The organism is Paenibacillus phytohabitans, assembly GCF_013141775.1.
Taxonomy (GTDB): Bacteria; Bacillota; Bacilli; order Paenibacillales; family Paenibacillaceae; genus Paenibacillus_AQ; species Paenibacillus_AQ phytohabitans.
Genome location: NZ_WHOB01000023.1, coordinates 134,977 through 153,380, shown reverse-complemented (window position 1 = coordinate 153,380; position 18,404 = coordinate 134,977). Strand labels below are relative to the sequence as shown.

Genomic DNA, 18,404 nt, shown 5'->3' with positions numbered 1-18,404 from the left:
TTTCAGACAAAGAAATGTTTATTAGAAACCCGCAAGGCGAATCTCCGGCCAATGGAGCAGCCTTTGCGGGTTATTTTTGTTCATGAACATGTTGAGCATCACAGATTCGGACAAGCACTTTTCTAAACTTTGGAAGCCCTTTAACCGAATATAAGAATATACGAAAAGACGAAAGTATGGCTTGAGAGGAGTCTATCACGGCATGAAAAGGAAAATTTCAATCTGGACAGCAATTATTCTATCAGGCAGCATGATGATGGGAACATGGCAGCCCCTGAGCGGATTCACAAACCAGGTAGTGTATGCAGCCGCTGAATTCGGCATTACGGTATCACCTTCGGCAGGAGCCACTTATGTGAACACGGCTGCGAATCTCAGACTGAGCTTCGATCGACAGGTAAGTCCGCAAATTGGAGAAATCTCAATTATAACTAGCGATACAAAGGCTGAATTTGTGAAGATTCCTGTTGGCAGTTATGGACTGGTGGGCCCCTCCAATGCTTATGATATTAAGTGGGGTGGAGACAAGAAGCTTGCTCCCAATACGAAATACACGGCATCGATCCCTCAAGGATTGTTCAAAGACAATGAAGGTAACGGGTCTGCAGCCACCAGCTGGTCGTTTGTCACAGCGCCTGAGAATGATACCTCAATAGCAGCAAGTGAGCTTACACCAGCGAATAACAGCAGAGTAGATGCTGCCGGGTTAACCCAATTAAGCTTCAAATTGAATAAAAAGCTGTTGAAGGGCGGAGGAACTATCCGGTTAATGTCTTCTTTCAACAATGACATCGTTCAGGAATTTAAAATATGGGATGATGTTCCTGGTGTAGATGTGCAAAGTGATGCTTCCTCGACAACAGTGAAGCTGACAATAGCCGCGAATAAAATAGCAGCGGGCAGCAATTATTATATACTTATCGATTCATATGCATTCAAAGCAGACGATAATCGAACCTTTGCCGGGATCTCCAGCGGAAATGTCTGGAGTTTCTCTACAATAGGCGGAGAGGCGAAGAATATAACTACAGTTCCGGATAAGGGTGCAGTGAATGTACCTACAACTGAAGTGTTCAGGCTGAACTTTGACCGTCCTATGATGCCGGGATCCGGATACATTACAGTCTCGCCCGGTACAGCCGATGATTCCAGAACCAGATGGATTAATGTGAACTCAACCTCTGTAGTTGGTGGCGGGGAGAAGTCTATTGCGTTCACACCAGCGACGAATGATTCACCTTTGTTAAGCGGAACGACTTACACGGTAACGATCCCTCAAGGGGCTTTTTATGACCGGGACGGAAATGTGTTTCCGGCCTCGGGTCCTTATACTTGGACTTTTACGACCACCCCGCTCTCAGGTCTTGCTGCTGCCGCCTTGTCGCCTGCTGACAGGAGTGAATCTGTAGGGGTAAGTAAAGCGATGACAATCACTTTTAACCGAGATGCACTCTACAACAGCACTATTATAGACGGTGTGACGCTTTATAAGAGCAATGGTACCAAAGTTCCCGTTAACGTGAGCAATGGGGCTTCAGCCAAAGAATTCATTATCAGCCCCGCAGCTGCTCTAGATCCAGCAACAACGTATTATGTGGATATCGCCAAAGGCGTATTTACAGACGCAAATACTGCAGGTCTGGTATATGACGGAATAAGCGGCAAGACGTCATGGAGCTTTCAGACGGAGGTAATGGATACCACTGCTCCTGCACTCGTGTCGGCACAACTGGATAACAACCGTACGATCCGTCTGAAATATAACGAAACGCTTAATTCGGGGGTAGCTCTCCTCTATTCAAGCTTCGCAGCGACGGTAAATGAGGAGAAGCGCACAATAGAAAGTCTGTATGTTCAAGGAGACAGTGTATACATTACCCTTTCAACAGGAATAGCTGTTGGACAAGTCGTGAAGATAAGCTATTCAGGCGGCTTGCGTACGATTCAGGATAGCCACGGCAACTCAGCCGGCACATTTACATCACAACAGGTTACGAATTCAATTCAATCTGCCTTGCCTACACCAAGGGATGGAGTTTTATCCGGCAAAACAGTGACACTGAATTTCAATGATAGCCTAAAGCCGGTCTCTGCCAATGCCTATAGCCAATTCTATGTCTATGCGGATGGTGGTTCCCTTGGAGTGAGCAGCATCAGCTCTAGCGGCAGCTCCGTTGTACTTGGCCTAAGTAATGCTGCATCCAACGGACAGACTATACGAGTCTCATACTACGCCGGCTCCTATCCGCTTCAGGATCAGTACGGCCAGAGCATTGCTAATTTTAACGATTTCTATATCCGGAATACCAGTGATACCACTGCACCGGTCTTCCAGAATGCTGTTGGAACAGGGAATAAAATAGTACTGACTTATAATGAAGGAATATCCTCATCTGCGTTGCCGCTAAACAGTCAGTTCTCTGTTCTTGTGGGCAGTACCAGCACTCCCAATTATGTAACCGGCATTTCGGTAAGCGGAACTCAGGTCACACTTACGCTCCAGAGTACGCTTGCACTTAATCAATATACTACCCTTTCGTATGTACCAGGCAGTGCCGGGCTCAGCGACCTGAACGGTAACCGTGCAGCCTATCTTAATTTGCAGGCAGTATCGGTATCCGGAAGTACGGGAACCTCTGTACCCGACATTAGTTCGGCTACTATCTCAGGGGATGAGATTACGGTAACCTTTAGTAAGAACATGCAAGCATCTTCTGCCTCACTCTATACGAATCAGTTTGGAGTCCGGGTAGATGGCAGTAGTGTTGGTGTTCAGTCCTATTATGTCTCCGGAAATGTCCTGAAGCTGACGTTGTCCACCATAGTTAAAATAGGGCAAGTTGTGGACCTGTCGTATATGGCCGGATCCGGTGCGATAACGGATGCCAGCGGAATTCCGCTGCCTTCATTCACTGCGCTCTCAGTCTACAACGGGACAGGAACCTCTTCGGGTAGTTCCAGCCGCCCTTCATATCTGGGGACACTTGCTGCCAGCGAATTCGGCCAGGAATATCCGCTGCTCAAAAGTGATTCGGCAACGGTTGCAGATGACCGTTCTATATATAGCCAGTCCGTCAAAAGATATACATTAACTGCGGACCGTTTGACAGCAAGCTATGATTACCTGTACAAGCTGGGAGCTTCCGTGCTTGCCTTTGAAGTGCCTTCTACAGAAATGGCAGCTTACGTAACCTTGCCGCTGAAGCCGCTTCTAAATGCAGTAAACCGGGATAAGAAAGCTGCAATGGTTATACGATTTGGAGATAATCTCTATACCTTGCCTTTGAATAACGTCGATATGAATAGCCTTGCGGCAAACCTGGTGGCAGACAGCAGCAATATTTCACTTATATTAAGGATAGAAAAAGTACCGGCAGGCACATTTACGCCATTTGAACAAAAGCTGCAATCGCAAGGATTGCAGGCTATTACGGGCTTAACAGATATCCGACTGACCGCTTCTGTCAGCAGCAACTATGCCAATGCCAGCGCACTCAGCGTAGCGGCTGAGTATGCTGCACGTACAACTGCTACACTAAACAGTAATCAGGTTTCAGCAGCCAGGCTGGATCTTGCTTATTATGATGCTACCTATCTGCCTACCAAAATCAGTACGGCTGGAAGCAGTACTGTGATTCGGGCGAATACAGTCGGCAATCAGGTGGTTGGAACATTTCTCTCCACCCGGACGTTCAGTGACATGAGCAAACATTGGAGTAATTCGATAGTCTCACTGCTGGCTGCTAAAAATATTATCGACAGCAGTTATGGCAGCAGCTTTAAGCCGGAGCAAAAAATTACACGGGCCGAATTTGCTGTCATGCTCAGCCGGGGGCTGGGACTGCTGGGTGACCGTGAGACGGCGCAGCGGTTCAGAGATGTGCAGCCTTCCACACAAACCGGTGATTATATCGGGGCTGCGGCTAAAGCCGGAATTATCACCGGCAATACGGATGCTACCTTCCGTCCGAATGATAATATTACCCGCGAACAGCTGGCAATCATGATTATTCGGGCTATGGAGTATTCCGGAAAGCCGATTACGTTGAATGGAACCTCTTCTGCGGCTTTGTCTGTTTTTAAGGATAAAGCTAAGATTCAGAATCAAAGCGCTGAATTTGTAGCCAAAGCGGTCCAGCAGGGAATTATTCTCGGTATGACACCCACCGAATTTCAGCCGCAGGGCAATGCTACCCGCGCCCAAGCTGCAGTGATGCTGCAGCGTATGCTTTCGATGGCAGGTTTTTTGTAAACCGAATATAGCAGTCATATTTGTTCTGTGAGCGTCCGGCCTTGGCCGGATGCTTTTTTTATGGATAGAAATGTGGTGCTTCCCCGGTTGAAGTAGAGTTGGAATCTGCCAATTTCCGCAACTTTTTAGCCTAAAACCAGTCTATTAAAGATGTAATGGAATAGCAGGAACTATTGATAGAGATATTTTTTTATACATTAAGAGTAAATAAGATGGGAGAGTTATACTGAAATGAATGAAGTTTTCATGGGGAAAAAGAATAGCGAGTTGGTACGGGGAAACAAAAGTCTATCTTCTAAAAAGTGGGTTGCTGCCTCGTTAGCAGGCGTATTGTGGATCATGCCGGTTATTGGAAGCACTGGGCCTTCCTTATTCAGTTTAGGCTCCGCTTCAGTAGCGCAAGCTGCTACAGCCTCCTTCTCAGTGACAAAGCTGAGCGAAGAAGTCATTACTTCAGGCGCGATGATGATGAAATATAAATTTACGACCGTGCGGTCCGGCAAAAGTGTAACAGGGCTGGCTGACGTGGTTCGGGTCGATCTGAATAACCCCTATGTGTCTGTAGATGTAATGACGGGCAAAGGCGGTAATCTGACTACGCGGCAAAGTACCGGAGGTATGGCGGCGGAAACTGGAGCAGTGGCCGCAGTTAACGGGGATTACTTCAATACCGGCGGGGAAGGTGCACCGATCGGTGGTCAAGTATCAGGCGGGGTTGTAGTATCTACACCTTCACAGCTTGATGGAATGTATGCTTTTGCTGTGACCAAAGACCGTAAGCCGGTTATTGATGAATATACATTCGAAGGCATGCTGACTGCTGAGGATGGTTCACAGTTTCCGTTATCCGGCATCAATAAAGGGGCCTATAACCCTGAGGGCGGCAGTTCTACCTACAGTCATGCCAATGCCGCCTATATCTACACAGATGCCTGGACAGCGCTGGAGCGGCCTAAGAACAGCTCTACGACGCCTACAGAGGTACTGGTAGAGAATGATATCGTTACCCAGATTTCCCCTGACGCTGCCTTGCCGATAACCGTGCCTAAAGGGGCGTACATTCTGCGCACTCACGGGCTTGCAGCCCAATTTGTAAAAGCTCATCTGGTGGTAGGCCAGAAGCTAAGCAGTGTCTACACGCTTCGTTCCAAAACTACTCAGCAGGAGTTTGACCCATCCACACTGCAGATGATGATCGGGGGGCATACCATTCTCGTTAATAACGGGAAAGCAGCGACCTTCTCCCGCTCCACCAGCAGCATCGGCGGATATCGTGCCCGCACAGCTCTGGGTTATTCAGAGGATGGACGATATGTATATGTCATTGCAGCTGAGAAAAATAACAATAGTGCAGGACTGTCTCTGACGGAGCTGCAATCGTTCATGACCAATATCGGTGTCTGGAAAGGGATCAACCTGGACGGAGGGGGCTCTACAACGATGGTAGACCGTCCGCTTGCGGAAACCTCCACTACCCTTACCTTTAATACAGAATACGGCACAGAGCAGCGCAGCATCGTTAACGGCCTTGGTGTATATACTTCTGCTCCACAAGGTGAAGTGAAAGGAATTAAGATCAGCGGCAGTTCTGTATTGTTAATCGGTCAAAAAGCTACGTATTCTCTAAAAGGCTATGATACCTACTACAATCCAATTGATGTAGCTGCAGCTAATCCTGCCTGGAGCTCCAGCGGCGGCAGTGTTACGGTGAATGCAGGGGAAGCAACCGCAGTCAAGGCGGGAACCGTTAACCTGAAGGCTACCAGCGGTTCGGCCAGTGCAGAGACCAAGGTAACCGTTCTGGGCGGAGATGACCTGACAAGTCTGACTTCAAGCACAACTACTGCGCCGCTTATAGCTGGAGCCTCCGTATCTGTTCCAGTTAATGCGGTGTCGAAGAGCGGGGCAACGATTGCCGTTCCGGCTGCATCGCTGAAATGGGAGTTTATCGGCTTTAAAGGGAATGTAGGTGACGGTAAGCTTACTGTCGAATCCGTGGATCCGGGGGTAACAACCGGATATGCCATTGCCCGTTATGACGGCTTCAGCACAGCTGTTGTGTTCTCTGCAGCGGCGTCAACGGCTTGGGAGAATTTCGAAAATGCCACGTATCCATTTGCCTTCACAACCAACGCGGCGGGGGTAACGGGAACTGCAGCAGTTGTCCCGGGCAGTGCGGAACGGGCTGGCTCGAAGGTATTGTCGCTTAGCTATGACATGACGGCTGGCACCGGTAAAATGTATGCTTATGCCCAGTTCAACGGGACAACAGGCAAGAGTATTCCGGCAACGGCAACGTCTATGTCCGTAGACGTGATGGGGGATATGAGTCTTAACTGGCTGCGTGCAGAGGTAACGGATGCCAGCGGGGCAACAGCGTATATTGATCTGGCCAAAGTGATCGACTGGAATGGCTGGAAGAACCTCAATATTGATCTTTCTGGTTCAGGGATTAAATTCCCAGCTTCCCTAAAGAGACTTTACGTGGTAAATGTAGAGGAAGGCCAGGACGAGCGGGCTAAGACAGGTACGGTAGCCTTTGATAATATTTCCTTCGTTATGCCTTCGCTGTCCAGTGAAGCCGGATTGCCTAAGGGAACGGCGTCCATGAGTATCGGAGCCAAGTCGATGCTTGTAAACGGGACAAAGCAGGCGATCGATGTTGCGCCGATTGTAAAGGATGGCAGCACGTATGTGCCGATTAAATATGTGCTTGATGCCTTTGGCGGGAATGCCATATGGGATCAGAATACCAAGAAGATCATGGTGCTTCGTGGAGCGAAAGCGCTGGATCTGACGGTAAACAAGAAGGAATTCCTGCTTAACGGGAAACGCCAGAGTGCTGATGTAGCGCCTTTAATCCTGAATGGCAGGACTTTAGTACCGCTTAGACTCGTGACAGAACAGCTAGGACTCACTGTAAAATGGGAACAGATAACGAAGACCGTAACTATCGAATCGTGATATGTTAGTATAAAGGAAAGCCTTTAATACGATCCGATAGAAATGGGGCAAGCATCCGTGGAATTTCAAGCCGATGCGATTGATCGCGTCATTAAGAATACCATCGACGTGATGGAGAGCAGCAAGTATCAGATTTTTGAAATATTGCAGGTTGCACGTGATGAGCTTGCTGCACTCACCAAAGAACTGCAGCGGGTTATGGAAGAAACGGATGAAACATTGCAAAAGGTAGACAAGCTGGAGCTGCAGTACCACCGCTCCCGGATCCGGCTGACCGAGGTCAGCCGGGACTTTGTCCGCTATACGGAGAAGGATATCCGGGTTGCTTACGAGAAAGCGACGGAGCTTCAGTTAGAGCTGATGATGACGAGGGAGAGGGAAGCCTACCTGCGGAGTAGACGGGATGAGCTGCAAATGCGGGCTCGGAGTGTCGAAAATTCTGTGGAACGGGCCGAATCGATTGGTTCGCAAATGAGCGTTGTCCTGGAATATCTGTCTGGAGAACTAGGCCAAGTGACGAGAATTGTCGAATCTGCGAAAAACACGCAAATGGTTGGACTCAAGATAATCCAGGCCCAGGAAGAAGAACGGAAGAGAATTGCCCGGGAAATTCACGATGGTCCTGCTCAAATGCTGGCAAATCTAGTCCTAAGGACGGAAATTGTAGAAAGAATGCTGGTAAAGCAGGAATTTGGGCTGGTACAAGCCGAAGTAATAGACTTAAAGGGACAGGTAAGGTACAGCCTGGAAGAAATGCGTAAAGTGATTTTTAATCTCCGTCCGATGGCCCTCGATGATTTAGGACTGATTCCGACACTCCGGAAATACGTGCATGATTATGAGGAGAAGACGAAGATCCGCACTTCTTTTGAAACAAGGGGGAAAGAGCACCGGCTGTCTTCAGCGATGGAGGCTGCAGTCTACCGTCTTGTTCAGGAAGCTTTGTCCAACGCGGCGAAGCATGCCTATCCAAGTTATGTTCTGGTGGAAATTACGTATCAGGCACAGTTAATTAAGATCGTAGTGAAAGACAATGGCTTAGGCTTCAATGTGAAAAAGATCAGTGAGCAAGCCAACCGTGAAAGCTTTGGGCTGGTGGGAATGCGTGAACGTGTGGAATTGCTGGAAGGTAGAGTGGAAATACAGTCAGCAGAGAACCAGGGCACAACAATCATAATTCACATTCCGACGAATGTGGACAAAGGAAAGGAGTAATGTGATGGAAAACCAGAATTCTGGAAAATCGCCCATAAAGGTTCTTTTGGCGGATGATCATCAGTTGTTTCGTGAAGGGCTTAAACGTATTTTGAATATGGAGGACGACATTGAAGTCATAGGTGAGTGCGGTGACGGCATCCAGGTGCTTGAATTCTGCAATATCAACAAGCCGGATATCGTGCTGATGGATATTAATATGCCTATTGAGAACGGTGTGGAGGCTACACAGAAGCTGCGGGAGATGTTCCCGGATGTTAAAGTGATTATCCTCTCGATCCATGATGACGAAAGTTACGTCTTCGAAACCCTGCGCAAGGGTGCTAATGGATATTTGCTGAAGGATATGGAGGCAGAGTCGCTTATTAATGCGATCCGCTCTGTATGTGAAGGCCATGCCTTCATTCATCCGAAGGTAACCGGCAAGCTGATCAATCAGCTGCGCCGCATGACGTATCTTAACGAGACAGGTGCCATGGCCGAGACTCCGGTTAAGGAAGCAGGCGTGAAATTTGTTGCAGGCGACAATAATCCGCTGACCCGCCGCGAAGCAGAAGTGCTGCGTCTTATGGCTGAGGGCAAGAGCAACAAGATGATTGGGGAATACCTTTTTATCAGCGAAAAAACCGTCAAAAACCATGTCAGCAGCATTCTGCAGAAGATGGAAGTCGACGACCGCACGCAGGCTGTCATCAATTCGATCAAATATGGCTGGGTAACATTATAATTCACACGTAAACTTTTAACTGAGCGTTTTGGAGAATCCTAATGATCCTTATAAAACGGTACATAACTTGATTGCAGCGGTCTAGCTGCAGTCAAAGTATTGTTTCAGTCCGCATGATATTCGAATTTTGCAAAATGCTGATTTAAATATGTACCCGAAACCGGAAGCTTTAATCTGTCTTCCTGCAGGAAGGCGGAAATTCTGTGCTTTGCGATATATAGAGAGTCAGAATAACCGGGTCATCTGTCCCGGCAGGGTGGGCTGTCACCGTCCCTTTATCACCGGCATATAGTGTCGGTATAAGAGGGAGGTGCATCTCCATGATCGCCCAGTTAATCTGGATTGTGTCTATCTATGCATCCGCAGCAGCCCTTGTTCATATTCTGCATCGCAGAGAAGAGAGCCGGGAGGCAAGGCGGCCTGGAAAGCGGCTTCATTATATTCTGATCACCCGCAATCATGAAGCTGTTGTGGAATGGTATATCCGAATGCTCGCAGTTTATGCTTTTTGGATGGGCAGACCGCTGTATGTCACTTTGATGGATGATGGTTCCTTGGACGGAACGCTGGCGGTTGCCTCAAGGTTAGACTGCAGCGGTTCGTCTATCAGGTTCGCTCCGGTAATGCCGCACTACAACACTCTTGGCGAAGCGGAGCACCGGAAGGAAAACGTATTGGATCTGCGGACACAGGAGCAGCCATTTCCGCTGAAGATGATGCGGCTGCCGGGAAGCAGGGGATACGGATCGAAGCATGGCGAATGATAATTAAATATGTTGGCAACGGGTGAAGCACACTCTCCATTGATGGGGGAGTGTGCTTTTTTGTGTTTGTTGAGCAGACACGGATTGCTTAGTGGTTCAGCCGGACACCAAACTTAAGGTCAGCTGCTTTAGTTGTATTTCGTGCAGCTATTATTCAGATTTAGACAGGATATCTGGAGATAGCTGCACTTCGTACATTTATTATTGCGGACATGAGGCCAAACTGCGGTTTTCCCGGATTTTAGTTGTAAGAAATACACTTCAGTGGATAGATAGGCTGTTACAGCAATAAATAGTTGCAGTAACTGCAGTTAGGCTGTCTGCTGTTTAAGTACAGCTAAATCCAAACCTGACAGTGGCCGGAGTCCATACGTTTGCTGTAGTCACGGCTATCGCGGAGTAGAAAAATAAAAGTTCAATTAATTTAGTGTGGATTCGGGGGGATCGTAATCTATGGTCTCGGTGATGTGCCACTTTGAAGGAGAGAGGGAAGGATTTGATGAGAGTAGCAGTATATGCCGTAGAGTGCTATGGCAGCTGGGAGATCCGGGTTTCGCTAAATCTGACTGTGGACAGGTTGTGGTGGAAGGGTGAGGGAATGGGAGGTGAAGGCTGGGGCGGCGGGCAAGCGGACAGGCTTGTGCTGTTATCGCAGTCGCTCCCATTGGGCTGGGGGGTGAAGCTGCGCGAGGGCTTCAGAGCTTCCCCTGCCATGACGCTATGGAAGAAGGAGGACTGGAAAAGGTATGTTGCCAATTGCTTGAAGGCTGAGATCAGGCAAGAACAGGAGGAAGGAGGTCTGCGGGAAGAGGAGTGGCTGACTGCGAGAATTATCAGTGGAGAATCCATGCTAGACCGAACGGGAGGAGGCGCGAAGGAGGTTGCGATTTCCGGGAACTATGGTGGTCAGCCGGTATTTCCTAAGGAAAGCTTGTTGGGATGGGGCGGCTCCGCTGCATTGGCAGCGGCAGCTAATCAGTTGGCAGCAGTGCTTGCCGGCCGTTCCCTGCTGCAGGGCGAAGCGGAAGCGCTGGTGGCAGAGCGGCTGCCTGACCTGGCAGGAAATTGGTCTGCTGCAGTGCAGCTGGCGCATCTGCAGGGGCGGATAAGGATTGAGGCGGCAGTTGCTTATAATAACCGGGAGCATGGCGGGGGAGTGTTGGGGTGGGTGAGCAAGGTGAAGCAGAGCGTGAAAGAGACGGAGCGAATAGGTAGCCGGGAGCAAGGTGGGGGAGTGCTGGGGTGGGGGAGGAAGATGAAGCAGAGCGGGAAAGAGACAGGGCAGATAGGCAGCCGGGAACAAGGCGGGGGAGTGCTAGGGTGGGTGAGTCAGGCGAAGCAGAGCGTGCATGTGTTGGGACGGGTGAGCGAGGCAGTTGCCGGGCGCGGTGTCCGCCCGCGCCTGACTGTTGGCCGGTTCCCCGTGGTCACCGGCCGCCTCTTGCACGCTGCGGCGCTCCGCCTGCCGCAGCTGCACCTGCCCCGGCGCGGCGCTGCCGCCCGCCGCGGGGCATCACGCTGCCTGCGCTGCGGCAGCGTACCCACGGGCCGCACGGCCTGCGCCGCGTGTGGCCTTGCCGGCTGCGCCTATTGCGAGGCCTGCCTCGCACTCGGGCGCAGCCGGGCTTGCGCGCTGCTGCTGCGCAGCGCGCCGCTGCCTGCCGTGCGCTGCACGGCAGGCGTCTCCCCCACCGTAGCGGCACGCCGGTGGGGGCTTAGCGCAGCGCAGGCGGCTGCGGCCGCCGCTGCGCTGGGGTTCCTGGCGGAGCCGCGGGAGCGCTCCGCCCCAAGAGGCCCAGAGCGGTTCCTGCTCTGGGCAGTGACAGGAGCGGGAAAGACGGAGATTACGTTCCCGCTCCTGGAGGCGGCGCTCGCAGCCGGAGGCCGGGCGCTGATCGCAACGCCGCGGCGTGACGTCGTGCTGGAGCTAGCACCGCGCCTGGCCAAGGCCTTCCCGGCGGATACCCCCGCCGTGCTATATGGGGGCAGCGAGGACCGCTGGAATGCGAGCAGTATAACGCTGGCAACAACCCATCAGCTGCTGCGGTTCAATCAAGCTTTTGACCTGGTCATCATCGATGAACTCGATGCTTTTCCCTATCATAATGATCCCATGCTGGCCTACGCCGCTGAGCAGATCTGCAAGCCCTCCGGATCCTTCATTTTTCTCTCAGCCACACCACCGGCAGAATTACAGCGCCTCGCCCGTTCAGGAAAACTGCCGCATGCGAGGGTGCCCGTCCGCTTTCACGGTCATCCCTTGCCGGTCCCAGTGCATTTACATATGCCGCCGCTCCACCGTTGTCTGAAGCAGGGGAGACTCCCTGGAAGTCTGATCCGCACCTTGCAAAAATCTCTTGCCCGCAAAGCACAGATTTTTCTCTTTGTCTCGCGGATTGCCCACATTGCAGGACTGCTTCAGCTTTTAAATCGTATTTTTCCTGGCGTTCCTATGGAAGGAACCTCCTCCAAAGATCCGGATAGAGCAGAGAAGGTGCTGGAATTCCGTAACTGTGCGATATCGCTTCTGGTAACGACGACAATTCTGGAGCGGGGAGTTACGGTTCCGCGCAGTGATGTGTTTATTCTGGATGCGGACAGCAGTCTGTTTGACGAGGCAGCTTTGGTGCAGATGGCAGGCCGGGCAGGACGCTCCAAAGATGATCCGGACGGCCACGTCGTATTCGCTTCCGCAGAGTGGAGCAAGTCGCAGCGCAGAGCCATTTCACAGATTCGCAGCATGAACGCGATTGCCCATAGGCAGGGATACCTGTGAGATATGACGCTACATACACTCTTTTATTCATAATTTTCTGCATTTAGCCTTAAGAAGGAGGTTATAGATGAATTCCATAATGTCTTGGATAAAAAAAGCCCGACTATTAATCGCCCCTTCCCTGCCTCAATGTCTGTTCTGTGGTAAAAGAGGCCGTCCTTCATCCGGACTGCCCGGAATTTGCGTAAGCTGTCATACAGGGATCCCGTGGATCCGCTGTCCCCGATGTCAGACCTGCGGTCGCCATGTCGGCTGTCCGGATTGCAGCCGCAGCCGCGAGCCTGTACCGATCCGCTGCAACCGCAGCGCGGTGGCCTATACAAGTGAGATGCGCGAGCTGCTGGGTCAGTACAAATACAGAGGGAATGAACGCTTGGCCCCTATACTGGGCCTAATGCTGGACAAGGCATATACCATACTCCAACAAGAGCAGAGTGAACAACAAATCGCTACTCTACAAAGTAATTCTTCCCGCAGACCTTTTTCAGCAGCGAAGCCAAACTATTCTCTTATTCACCCGGCCCTATGGCAAGCCGATTTGCTGGTCCCTGTACCTGTAAGCTCAGCCCGCCTGGCTGAAAGAGGGTTTAATCAGGCGGAGCAACTGGCAGATGTATTATCTCTACGGAGGGGAATTCCGCAGCTTCCGCTGCTGATTCGTACCCGGCATACCGGCAAACAAAGCTTCAAAAGCAGAAGTGAACGTCTGGCCGATATGAAGCAGGTTTTTGCCGGGAATACAGAGCAGAAGCTTCTGCAAAGGCTGGGCGGACACCTGGAGTCAATCGCAGCCCGGCTGCAGAATCGCCCTCTCCAGATTATAATTATCGATGATATTTACACCACAGGGAGCACGATGAGGGCCTGCGCTGAAGCACTTCACCGGCTCATTGGTGATTTGGGCTATGCGGCGGAGATATACAGTCTGACATGGGCACGTTCTTAGCGGTTTCGGCCGTTCGGAAATTAAATTAAACCTGCTCCACAACCGATACTAATCATAGACGGAACTTCAGCTATCATGTAATCTTATTAGCATAAGATATTTATAAGCTGTGCAGAATGTAAGGAAGGGAGCCGCGGTAGAAATGAATGTAGATAATTGTCCAAGATGCGGCCGGCTATATGTTAAGAATTTAATGAACCTGTGCCAGCCTTGTATCAAAGATTTAGAGCATGAATATGAAATCTGTGTAGACTACCTGCGCAAAAATAGAGGCACAAATATTCAGGAACTGTCCGATGCCACGGAGATCTCCATTAAGGAAATCACCCGTTTTATTCGTGAGGGCCGGATTTCCATAGCGAACGCACCTAACATGATGTACCCTTGCGAAGTCTGCGGGACCTTGATCCGGGACGGGCATATGTGCGATAGCTGCCGCAGCCGTTTGACCAAGGATCTGGCAAATGCAGCCAAGGAAACTGTGGACAAAAGCAGTACCAAAAAGGCTTCAGATGCCGCATACCGCGCCGTGGACAAGTTCCGCAACTAATAAAATCTGCAAAAAAACGTTTGCAGCTATAAAGAATGTTTCAACAAAGGCCGATAAACTTAGTAAAGATTATCGGCTTTTTTATATCAGAAGGAAGGTGGAAGTTATGAAAATTAACGAGACCGGACGAATTAACGCGATGAACCCGTATCAACGGAGTGCGGAATCGCAAAGGCAGGAACAAATGAAGAAGAGCACACGCAAGGACGAGGTATCGATTTCGGATGAAGCATTGAAGCTATTGCAGGCGCAGAAGAGCAGCGAAGTTGATGCCGAACGCGCGAACAAGATCGCAAGCCTGAAACAACAAGTTTCCGCAGGTACCTACCAAGTTGACGCAGCCAAACTCGCAGAAACACTCGCCCCTTACTTTAAGCAATCCTCCGAGAATTAGGTGAACACACCCATGACACTTACACCATTGTTAGAAGCACTGGAACGGCTGGACGAGGCACATATTCAGATGCTGGATCTGGCCGTTACTAAGAAGCAGGCTATTAAGGAGAATAAGGTAGAAGAACTTATCAAGATCCTTAACAAGGAATCCAAGCTATCGAAACTAATTGAGCAGTTGGAGGAAGAACGGGCACAAGCTGCATATATCTTTTTACAGGGAGTAGGGATACGGTCCAACCTGAACCTGAACCTGAATGAGTTGTCCCGGCTTGTATTTGACCTTAAAGACAAACAGAAGCTGTTGGATATACAGAAGCGGCTCTCTGGTACTTTGCAGGAACTGAAAGAAGCAAATATGCTGAACCAGCAACTGCTCCAACAAGCGCTCTCCTATATAGAGTTTTCAATTGAAAGCATGTCTTATTATTCTGAGACAGAAGCTACGTATCACCATCCGGCGGGAAAAACAGTTGGGGTTCAACGCTCCGGACTTTTTGATTCTCGGGCCTAATTTTGGAGGAATAAAGATGACTTCAACATTTCATAGTATAGAAACCGCCAAACGAAGCCTGAATACTCAGACGGCTGCATTAAACACGACAGGACATAACATCTCTAATGTTAATACTGAGGGATACTCTAGACAAGTCGTGAAGATGCAAGCCTCGCTTCCTATGGAGGCTTATGGATTCTTGCGCTCAACAGCAGCCGGTCAGATGGGAACCGGGGTGGAATTCACTTCCATTGAACGGGTGAGACAGAGCTTTCTGGATGATCAATACCGTAATGAAAGTTCAAATTCAGGGAGCTGGGACGTCAGATTCGATACGCTGCAGAAGCTTGAATCAATCATGAATGAGCCATCAGATACTGGGATCCGTAAAGTCCTGGATAATTTTTGGAGTGCCTGGTCTGACCTCAGTCAGGACCCGGAGAATATAACTAACCGCAAGATCGTCAAAGAAACAACTCAGGCACTTACGGATGCAATGAATCAAATCAGCACCCAGTTGGATACCTTGACCTCTGATTTGACCAGTAATATTTCTCTCAAAACTACAGAAGTGAACTCCCTGGTACAGACTGTAGCTAATCTCAATAATAACATTACCAAGCTGGAAGGCTTGGGGGATAGTCCGAACGATTTAAGGGATCAACGCGACCTGGCTATCGACAAGCTATCTAAGCTTGCGAATGTTCAAGTTACCCAGCTTAGCGATGGTTACCAGGTAACTTTGGGCGGACAATTGGTTGTAACCGGAGATCAGGTCACCGCAGTAACAGCAGAGAGTCTGAAGTCCGCTTATGATGGCGGGACACTGACCGGCGGCGAGGTCTATGGGATGTTTATGTCCAGGGATAAATACGTAACCGACTACAAGAGCCAGATGAATCAGTTAGCCAACACGCTGGCCAATGGAGATATCGAAATTACGCTGCCTGCCGGAACAGTTCTGCCTGAAGGCACTGTCCTCAATACTGGAGCCAACGGTACAGCTGTTACATATTCGAATGCAAATAACAACCGGACCATCACCACGGATACCAAAGTGACCGTCAAAGGAATTAACGGGTTATTGCAATTAGGATATACAGTTAGCGGAACCACACCGGAGAAGGGGTTGGCTCTGTTTACTTCCAAGGATGGTGGGGCCATAACAGCAGGTAATATTACACTTAATCCGTTAATTGCAACAGATCCTAACAAAATTTCCACTTCAATGCGTGTTACCGGCGTGGGTATCTCTAATGAGAAGGTTGTTATTGGGAATAATGATATGGCATTAGCCATGGCAGGGTTAAAGACAGGCAAGTTTGACTTTGGAGCTGCTCTATCCACACCGGGTACCGTTGATGATTATTTCAGCTCTATTGTCGGCCAACTGGGTGTACAAACACAAGAAGCTGAACGTCAAGCTAAGAATGCGGAACAGCTGACAGAGCAAGTGGAATTGAACCGTGCTTCTGTCAGTGGGGTATCGCTGGATGAAGAAATGACTGACCTGATCAAGTTCCAGCATGCTTACAGTGCAGCGTCCCGGTTCATGACCACGTTCGACGAACTTCTCAATAAACTAATTAACGGAACAGGCCGGGTAGGTCTCTAATCTGCGGAAGGAGGTACATTAATGTCTATTCGTGTAACTCAAGGAATGATGAGCATGCAGACGCTCAGCAATCTGAACAGAAATAACAGCACCAGAAGTGATTTGGCTAATCAGGCCTCTACCGGCCTCAAAATCAATAAACCCTCCGATGATCCGGTTGGAGTGACTTATGCACTTCGCTACAGGGCGGAGCTTGCTTCTAATGAGCAATTCCAGACGAATGCTGACGCTGCCGTAAGCTGGCTTGATTTTACCGATTCAACGATGCAGCAAGCAACAGAAGTGATGCAACGCCTGAAAGAACTGACTGTCCAGGCTTCAAGTTCGACGGTTCCCCAGTCTGGTCTGGATGCCATCAAACTGGAAGTGGAGCAGCTCAAAGGACAATTAGGCAACATTGGAAACGCCCAAATTAGAGGGAAGTATATTTTCAATGGACAGAATTATAACCAGGCTCCTTATGAGTTATCACCTACTGTGACCAATTTTGCCCAGATCGATACCGATACAGAAGCAGTGAAGTATGCGATTGGGGATCAGTCCACCTTTCAGGTGAATACCTCCGGCAATGATTTTTTTGGTGCTTCAACCGATACGGATAATGTATACAAGGTGATGGATGACCTGATCGCGGCATTAGGAAGCGGTGACTATGCAGGCATTGGAGCTCAATCTGCAAAAATAGAATCCAGGTCCACTAAAATGCAGGCTGCATTGTCAGAAGTAGGTGCACGGACTAACCGCGTTGAACTGGTTCAAGCCCGTTTGGATGACCGAAATCTAAATTTAACTACGCTGCAAGCTAAGATAGAGGATGCGGATATTGCTGAGGTCATGATCAAGTCCACCACGGCCCAGACTATCTATGAGGCTGCCTTGAAATCTTCTGCTTCGATATTACAGCCTTCATTAATGGATTTTATGAGGTAGACTTGATTCTTTGAAACCGAAATGAGAAGCTATGGACACGCAGTCCATAGCTTCTTTTGTTAATATTCCTAGGAGGATGATAAAATGACACCGGATCATGTGCAACAGGAAGAATCCATTCAAACAACGACACCAATATATACGTTTCCCAACGGAATGCCAGGATTTGATCAATTGAGACAATTTACTCTGAAAGAGCATAATGAAGTTTTCAGTTTGCTGAGTGCAGTTGACCAACCAGAGGTCACATTTATTACTGTTAATCCTTTTGATTTTCATGCCAATTACGAATTTGTACTTCCTGATGAAGCGATTCAGGATATAGAAGTTAGTGACCGTGAGCAGGTTGCAGTGAGATGTATTGTGACTTGGCACAGTGACCGGGATAAAAGCACAGTGAACTTGTTAGCACCACTTGTTTTCAATATCAAAAATCTGAAAGGGAAACAGATAGTGCTGCAAAACACACGTTACAGTACCAAGCATTTTCTATGGACAGAAGATGAGGAAATGAAAACCGATGAAGGCGGTGATTCCTAATGTTGGTGCTAACTCGTAAAAAAGGTGAGTCAATTGTAATTCAGAATAATATCGTAGTTACAGTATTATCTGTCGAGGGAGATATTATAAAGATTGGAATTTCAGCTCCTAAGGATATTGATATTTACCGCAAGGAGATCTTTGACGCCATTCAGCAGAATAATCAAAATGCAGTCATGGATCTTGAAACCATTCAGAAAGCTATGCTGGGATTTCAAGAGTAGGATACTTGAGAA

The 18,404-nt window shown here is 49.1% G+C and carries 14 protein-coding genes; all 14 read left to right on the top strand.

What is annotated here, in order from left to right; translation table 11 throughout:
- Positions 1 to 202 precede the first annotated feature (202 nt).
- The 14 genes from GC101_RS10240 to csrA all read left to right on the top strand — a co-directional run bounded on the left by GC101_RS10240 (position 203) and on the right by csrA (position 18,392).
- Positions 203 to 4,252 (top strand): Ig-like domain-containing protein, encoded by a 4,050-nt coding sequence (locus GC101_RS10240; RefSeq protein WP_171717163.1) that lies wholly within the window; start codon positions 203 to 205, stop codon positions 4,250 to 4,252.
- A 231-nt stretch (positions 4,253 to 4,483) separates the two neighbouring features.
- Entirely contained in the window at positions 4,484 to 7,216 is a 2,733-nt protein-coding gene (locus GC101_RS10235) for a stalk domain-containing protein (protein ID WP_171717162.1), read from the top strand.
- A 57-nt stretch (positions 7,217 to 7,273) separates the two neighbouring features.
- Positions 7,274 to 8,431 carry a sensor histidine kinase gene (locus tag GC101_RS10230; protein WP_042141753.1) on the top strand — a complete coding sequence of 386 codons (1,158 nt, stop codon included), beginning with the start codon at positions 7,274 to 7,276 and terminating at the stop codon, positions 8,429 to 8,431.
- Positions 8,432 to 8,435: 4 nt separating this feature from the next.
- Positions 8,436 to 9,158: a response regulator gene (locus GC101_RS10225; protein ID WP_039303779.1), complete on the top strand. Its 723-nt coding sequence runs from the start codon at positions 8,436 to 8,438 to the stop codon at positions 9,156 to 9,158.
- 320 nt (positions 9,159 to 9,478) lie between these two features.
- A complete protein-coding gene (locus GC101_RS10220; protein WP_171717161.1) occupies positions 9,479 to 9,922 on the top strand; it encodes a hypothetical protein in 444 nt (147 codons plus the stop codon).
- Positions 9,923 to 10,418: 496 nt separating this feature from the next.
- Positions 10,419 to 12,698, top strand: a complete 2,280-nt coding sequence (locus tag GC101_RS10215) for a helicase-related protein (RefSeq protein WP_246354265.1) — start codon at positions 10,419 to 10,421, stop codon at positions 12,696 to 12,698.
- A gap of 67 nt (positions 12,699 to 12,765) precedes the next feature.
- Positions 12,766 to 13,644 carry a ComFC family protein gene (locus GC101_RS10210; protein WP_246354264.1) on the top strand — a complete coding sequence of 293 codons (879 nt, stop codon included), beginning with the start codon at positions 12,766 to 12,768 and terminating at the stop codon, positions 13,642 to 13,644.
- Between the two features lie 142 nt (positions 13,645 to 13,786).
- Positions 13,787 to 14,194 carry a TIGR03826 family flagellar region protein gene (locus GC101_RS10205; RefSeq protein ID WP_039302660.1) on the top strand — a complete coding sequence of 136 codons (408 nt, stop codon included), beginning with the start codon at positions 13,787 to 13,789 and terminating at the stop codon, positions 14,192 to 14,194.
- A gap of 106 nt (positions 14,195 to 14,300) precedes the next feature.
- Entirely contained in the window at positions 14,301 to 14,588 is a 288-nt protein-coding gene (gene flgM / locus GC101_RS10200; RefSeq protein ID WP_171717160.1) for a flagellar biosynthesis anti-sigma factor FlgM, read from the top strand.
- A gap of 12 nt (positions 14,589 to 14,600) precedes the next feature.
- Positions 14,601 to 15,101 (top strand): flagellar export chaperone FlgN, encoded by a 501-nt coding sequence (gene flgN, locus GC101_RS10195; protein ID WP_171717159.1) that lies wholly within the window; start codon positions 14,601 to 14,603, stop codon positions 15,099 to 15,101.
- Between the two features lie 16 nt (positions 15,102 to 15,117).
- The gene (gene flgK / locus GC101_RS10190; protein ID WP_171717158.1) at positions 15,118 to 16,698 is read left to right on the top strand and encodes a flagellar hook-associated protein FlgK; all 1,581 of its coding nucleotides are present in this window, start codon (positions 15,118 to 15,120) and stop codon (positions 16,696 to 16,698) included.
- 21 nt (positions 16,699 to 16,719) lie between these two features.
- Positions 16,720 to 17,628 carry a flagellar hook-associated protein FlgL gene (gene flgL, locus GC101_RS10185; protein WP_171717157.1) on the top strand — a complete coding sequence of 303 codons (909 nt, stop codon included), beginning with the start codon at positions 16,720 to 16,722 and terminating at the stop codon, positions 17,626 to 17,628.
- Between the two features lie 84 nt (positions 17,629 to 17,712).
- A complete protein-coding gene (locus GC101_RS10180; RefSeq protein ID WP_171717156.1) occupies positions 17,713 to 18,168 on the top strand; it encodes a flagellar assembly protein FliW in 456 nt (151 codons plus the stop codon).
- Positions 18,168 to 18,392, top strand: a complete 225-nt coding sequence (csrA, locus tag GC101_RS10175) for a carbon storage regulator CsrA (protein ID WP_171717155.1) — start codon at positions 18,168 to 18,170, stop codon at positions 18,390 to 18,392. The genes GC101_RS10180 and csrA overlap by 1 nt, the downstream gene beginning before the upstream one ends.
- Positions 18,393 to 18,404: the final 12 nt, after the last annotated feature.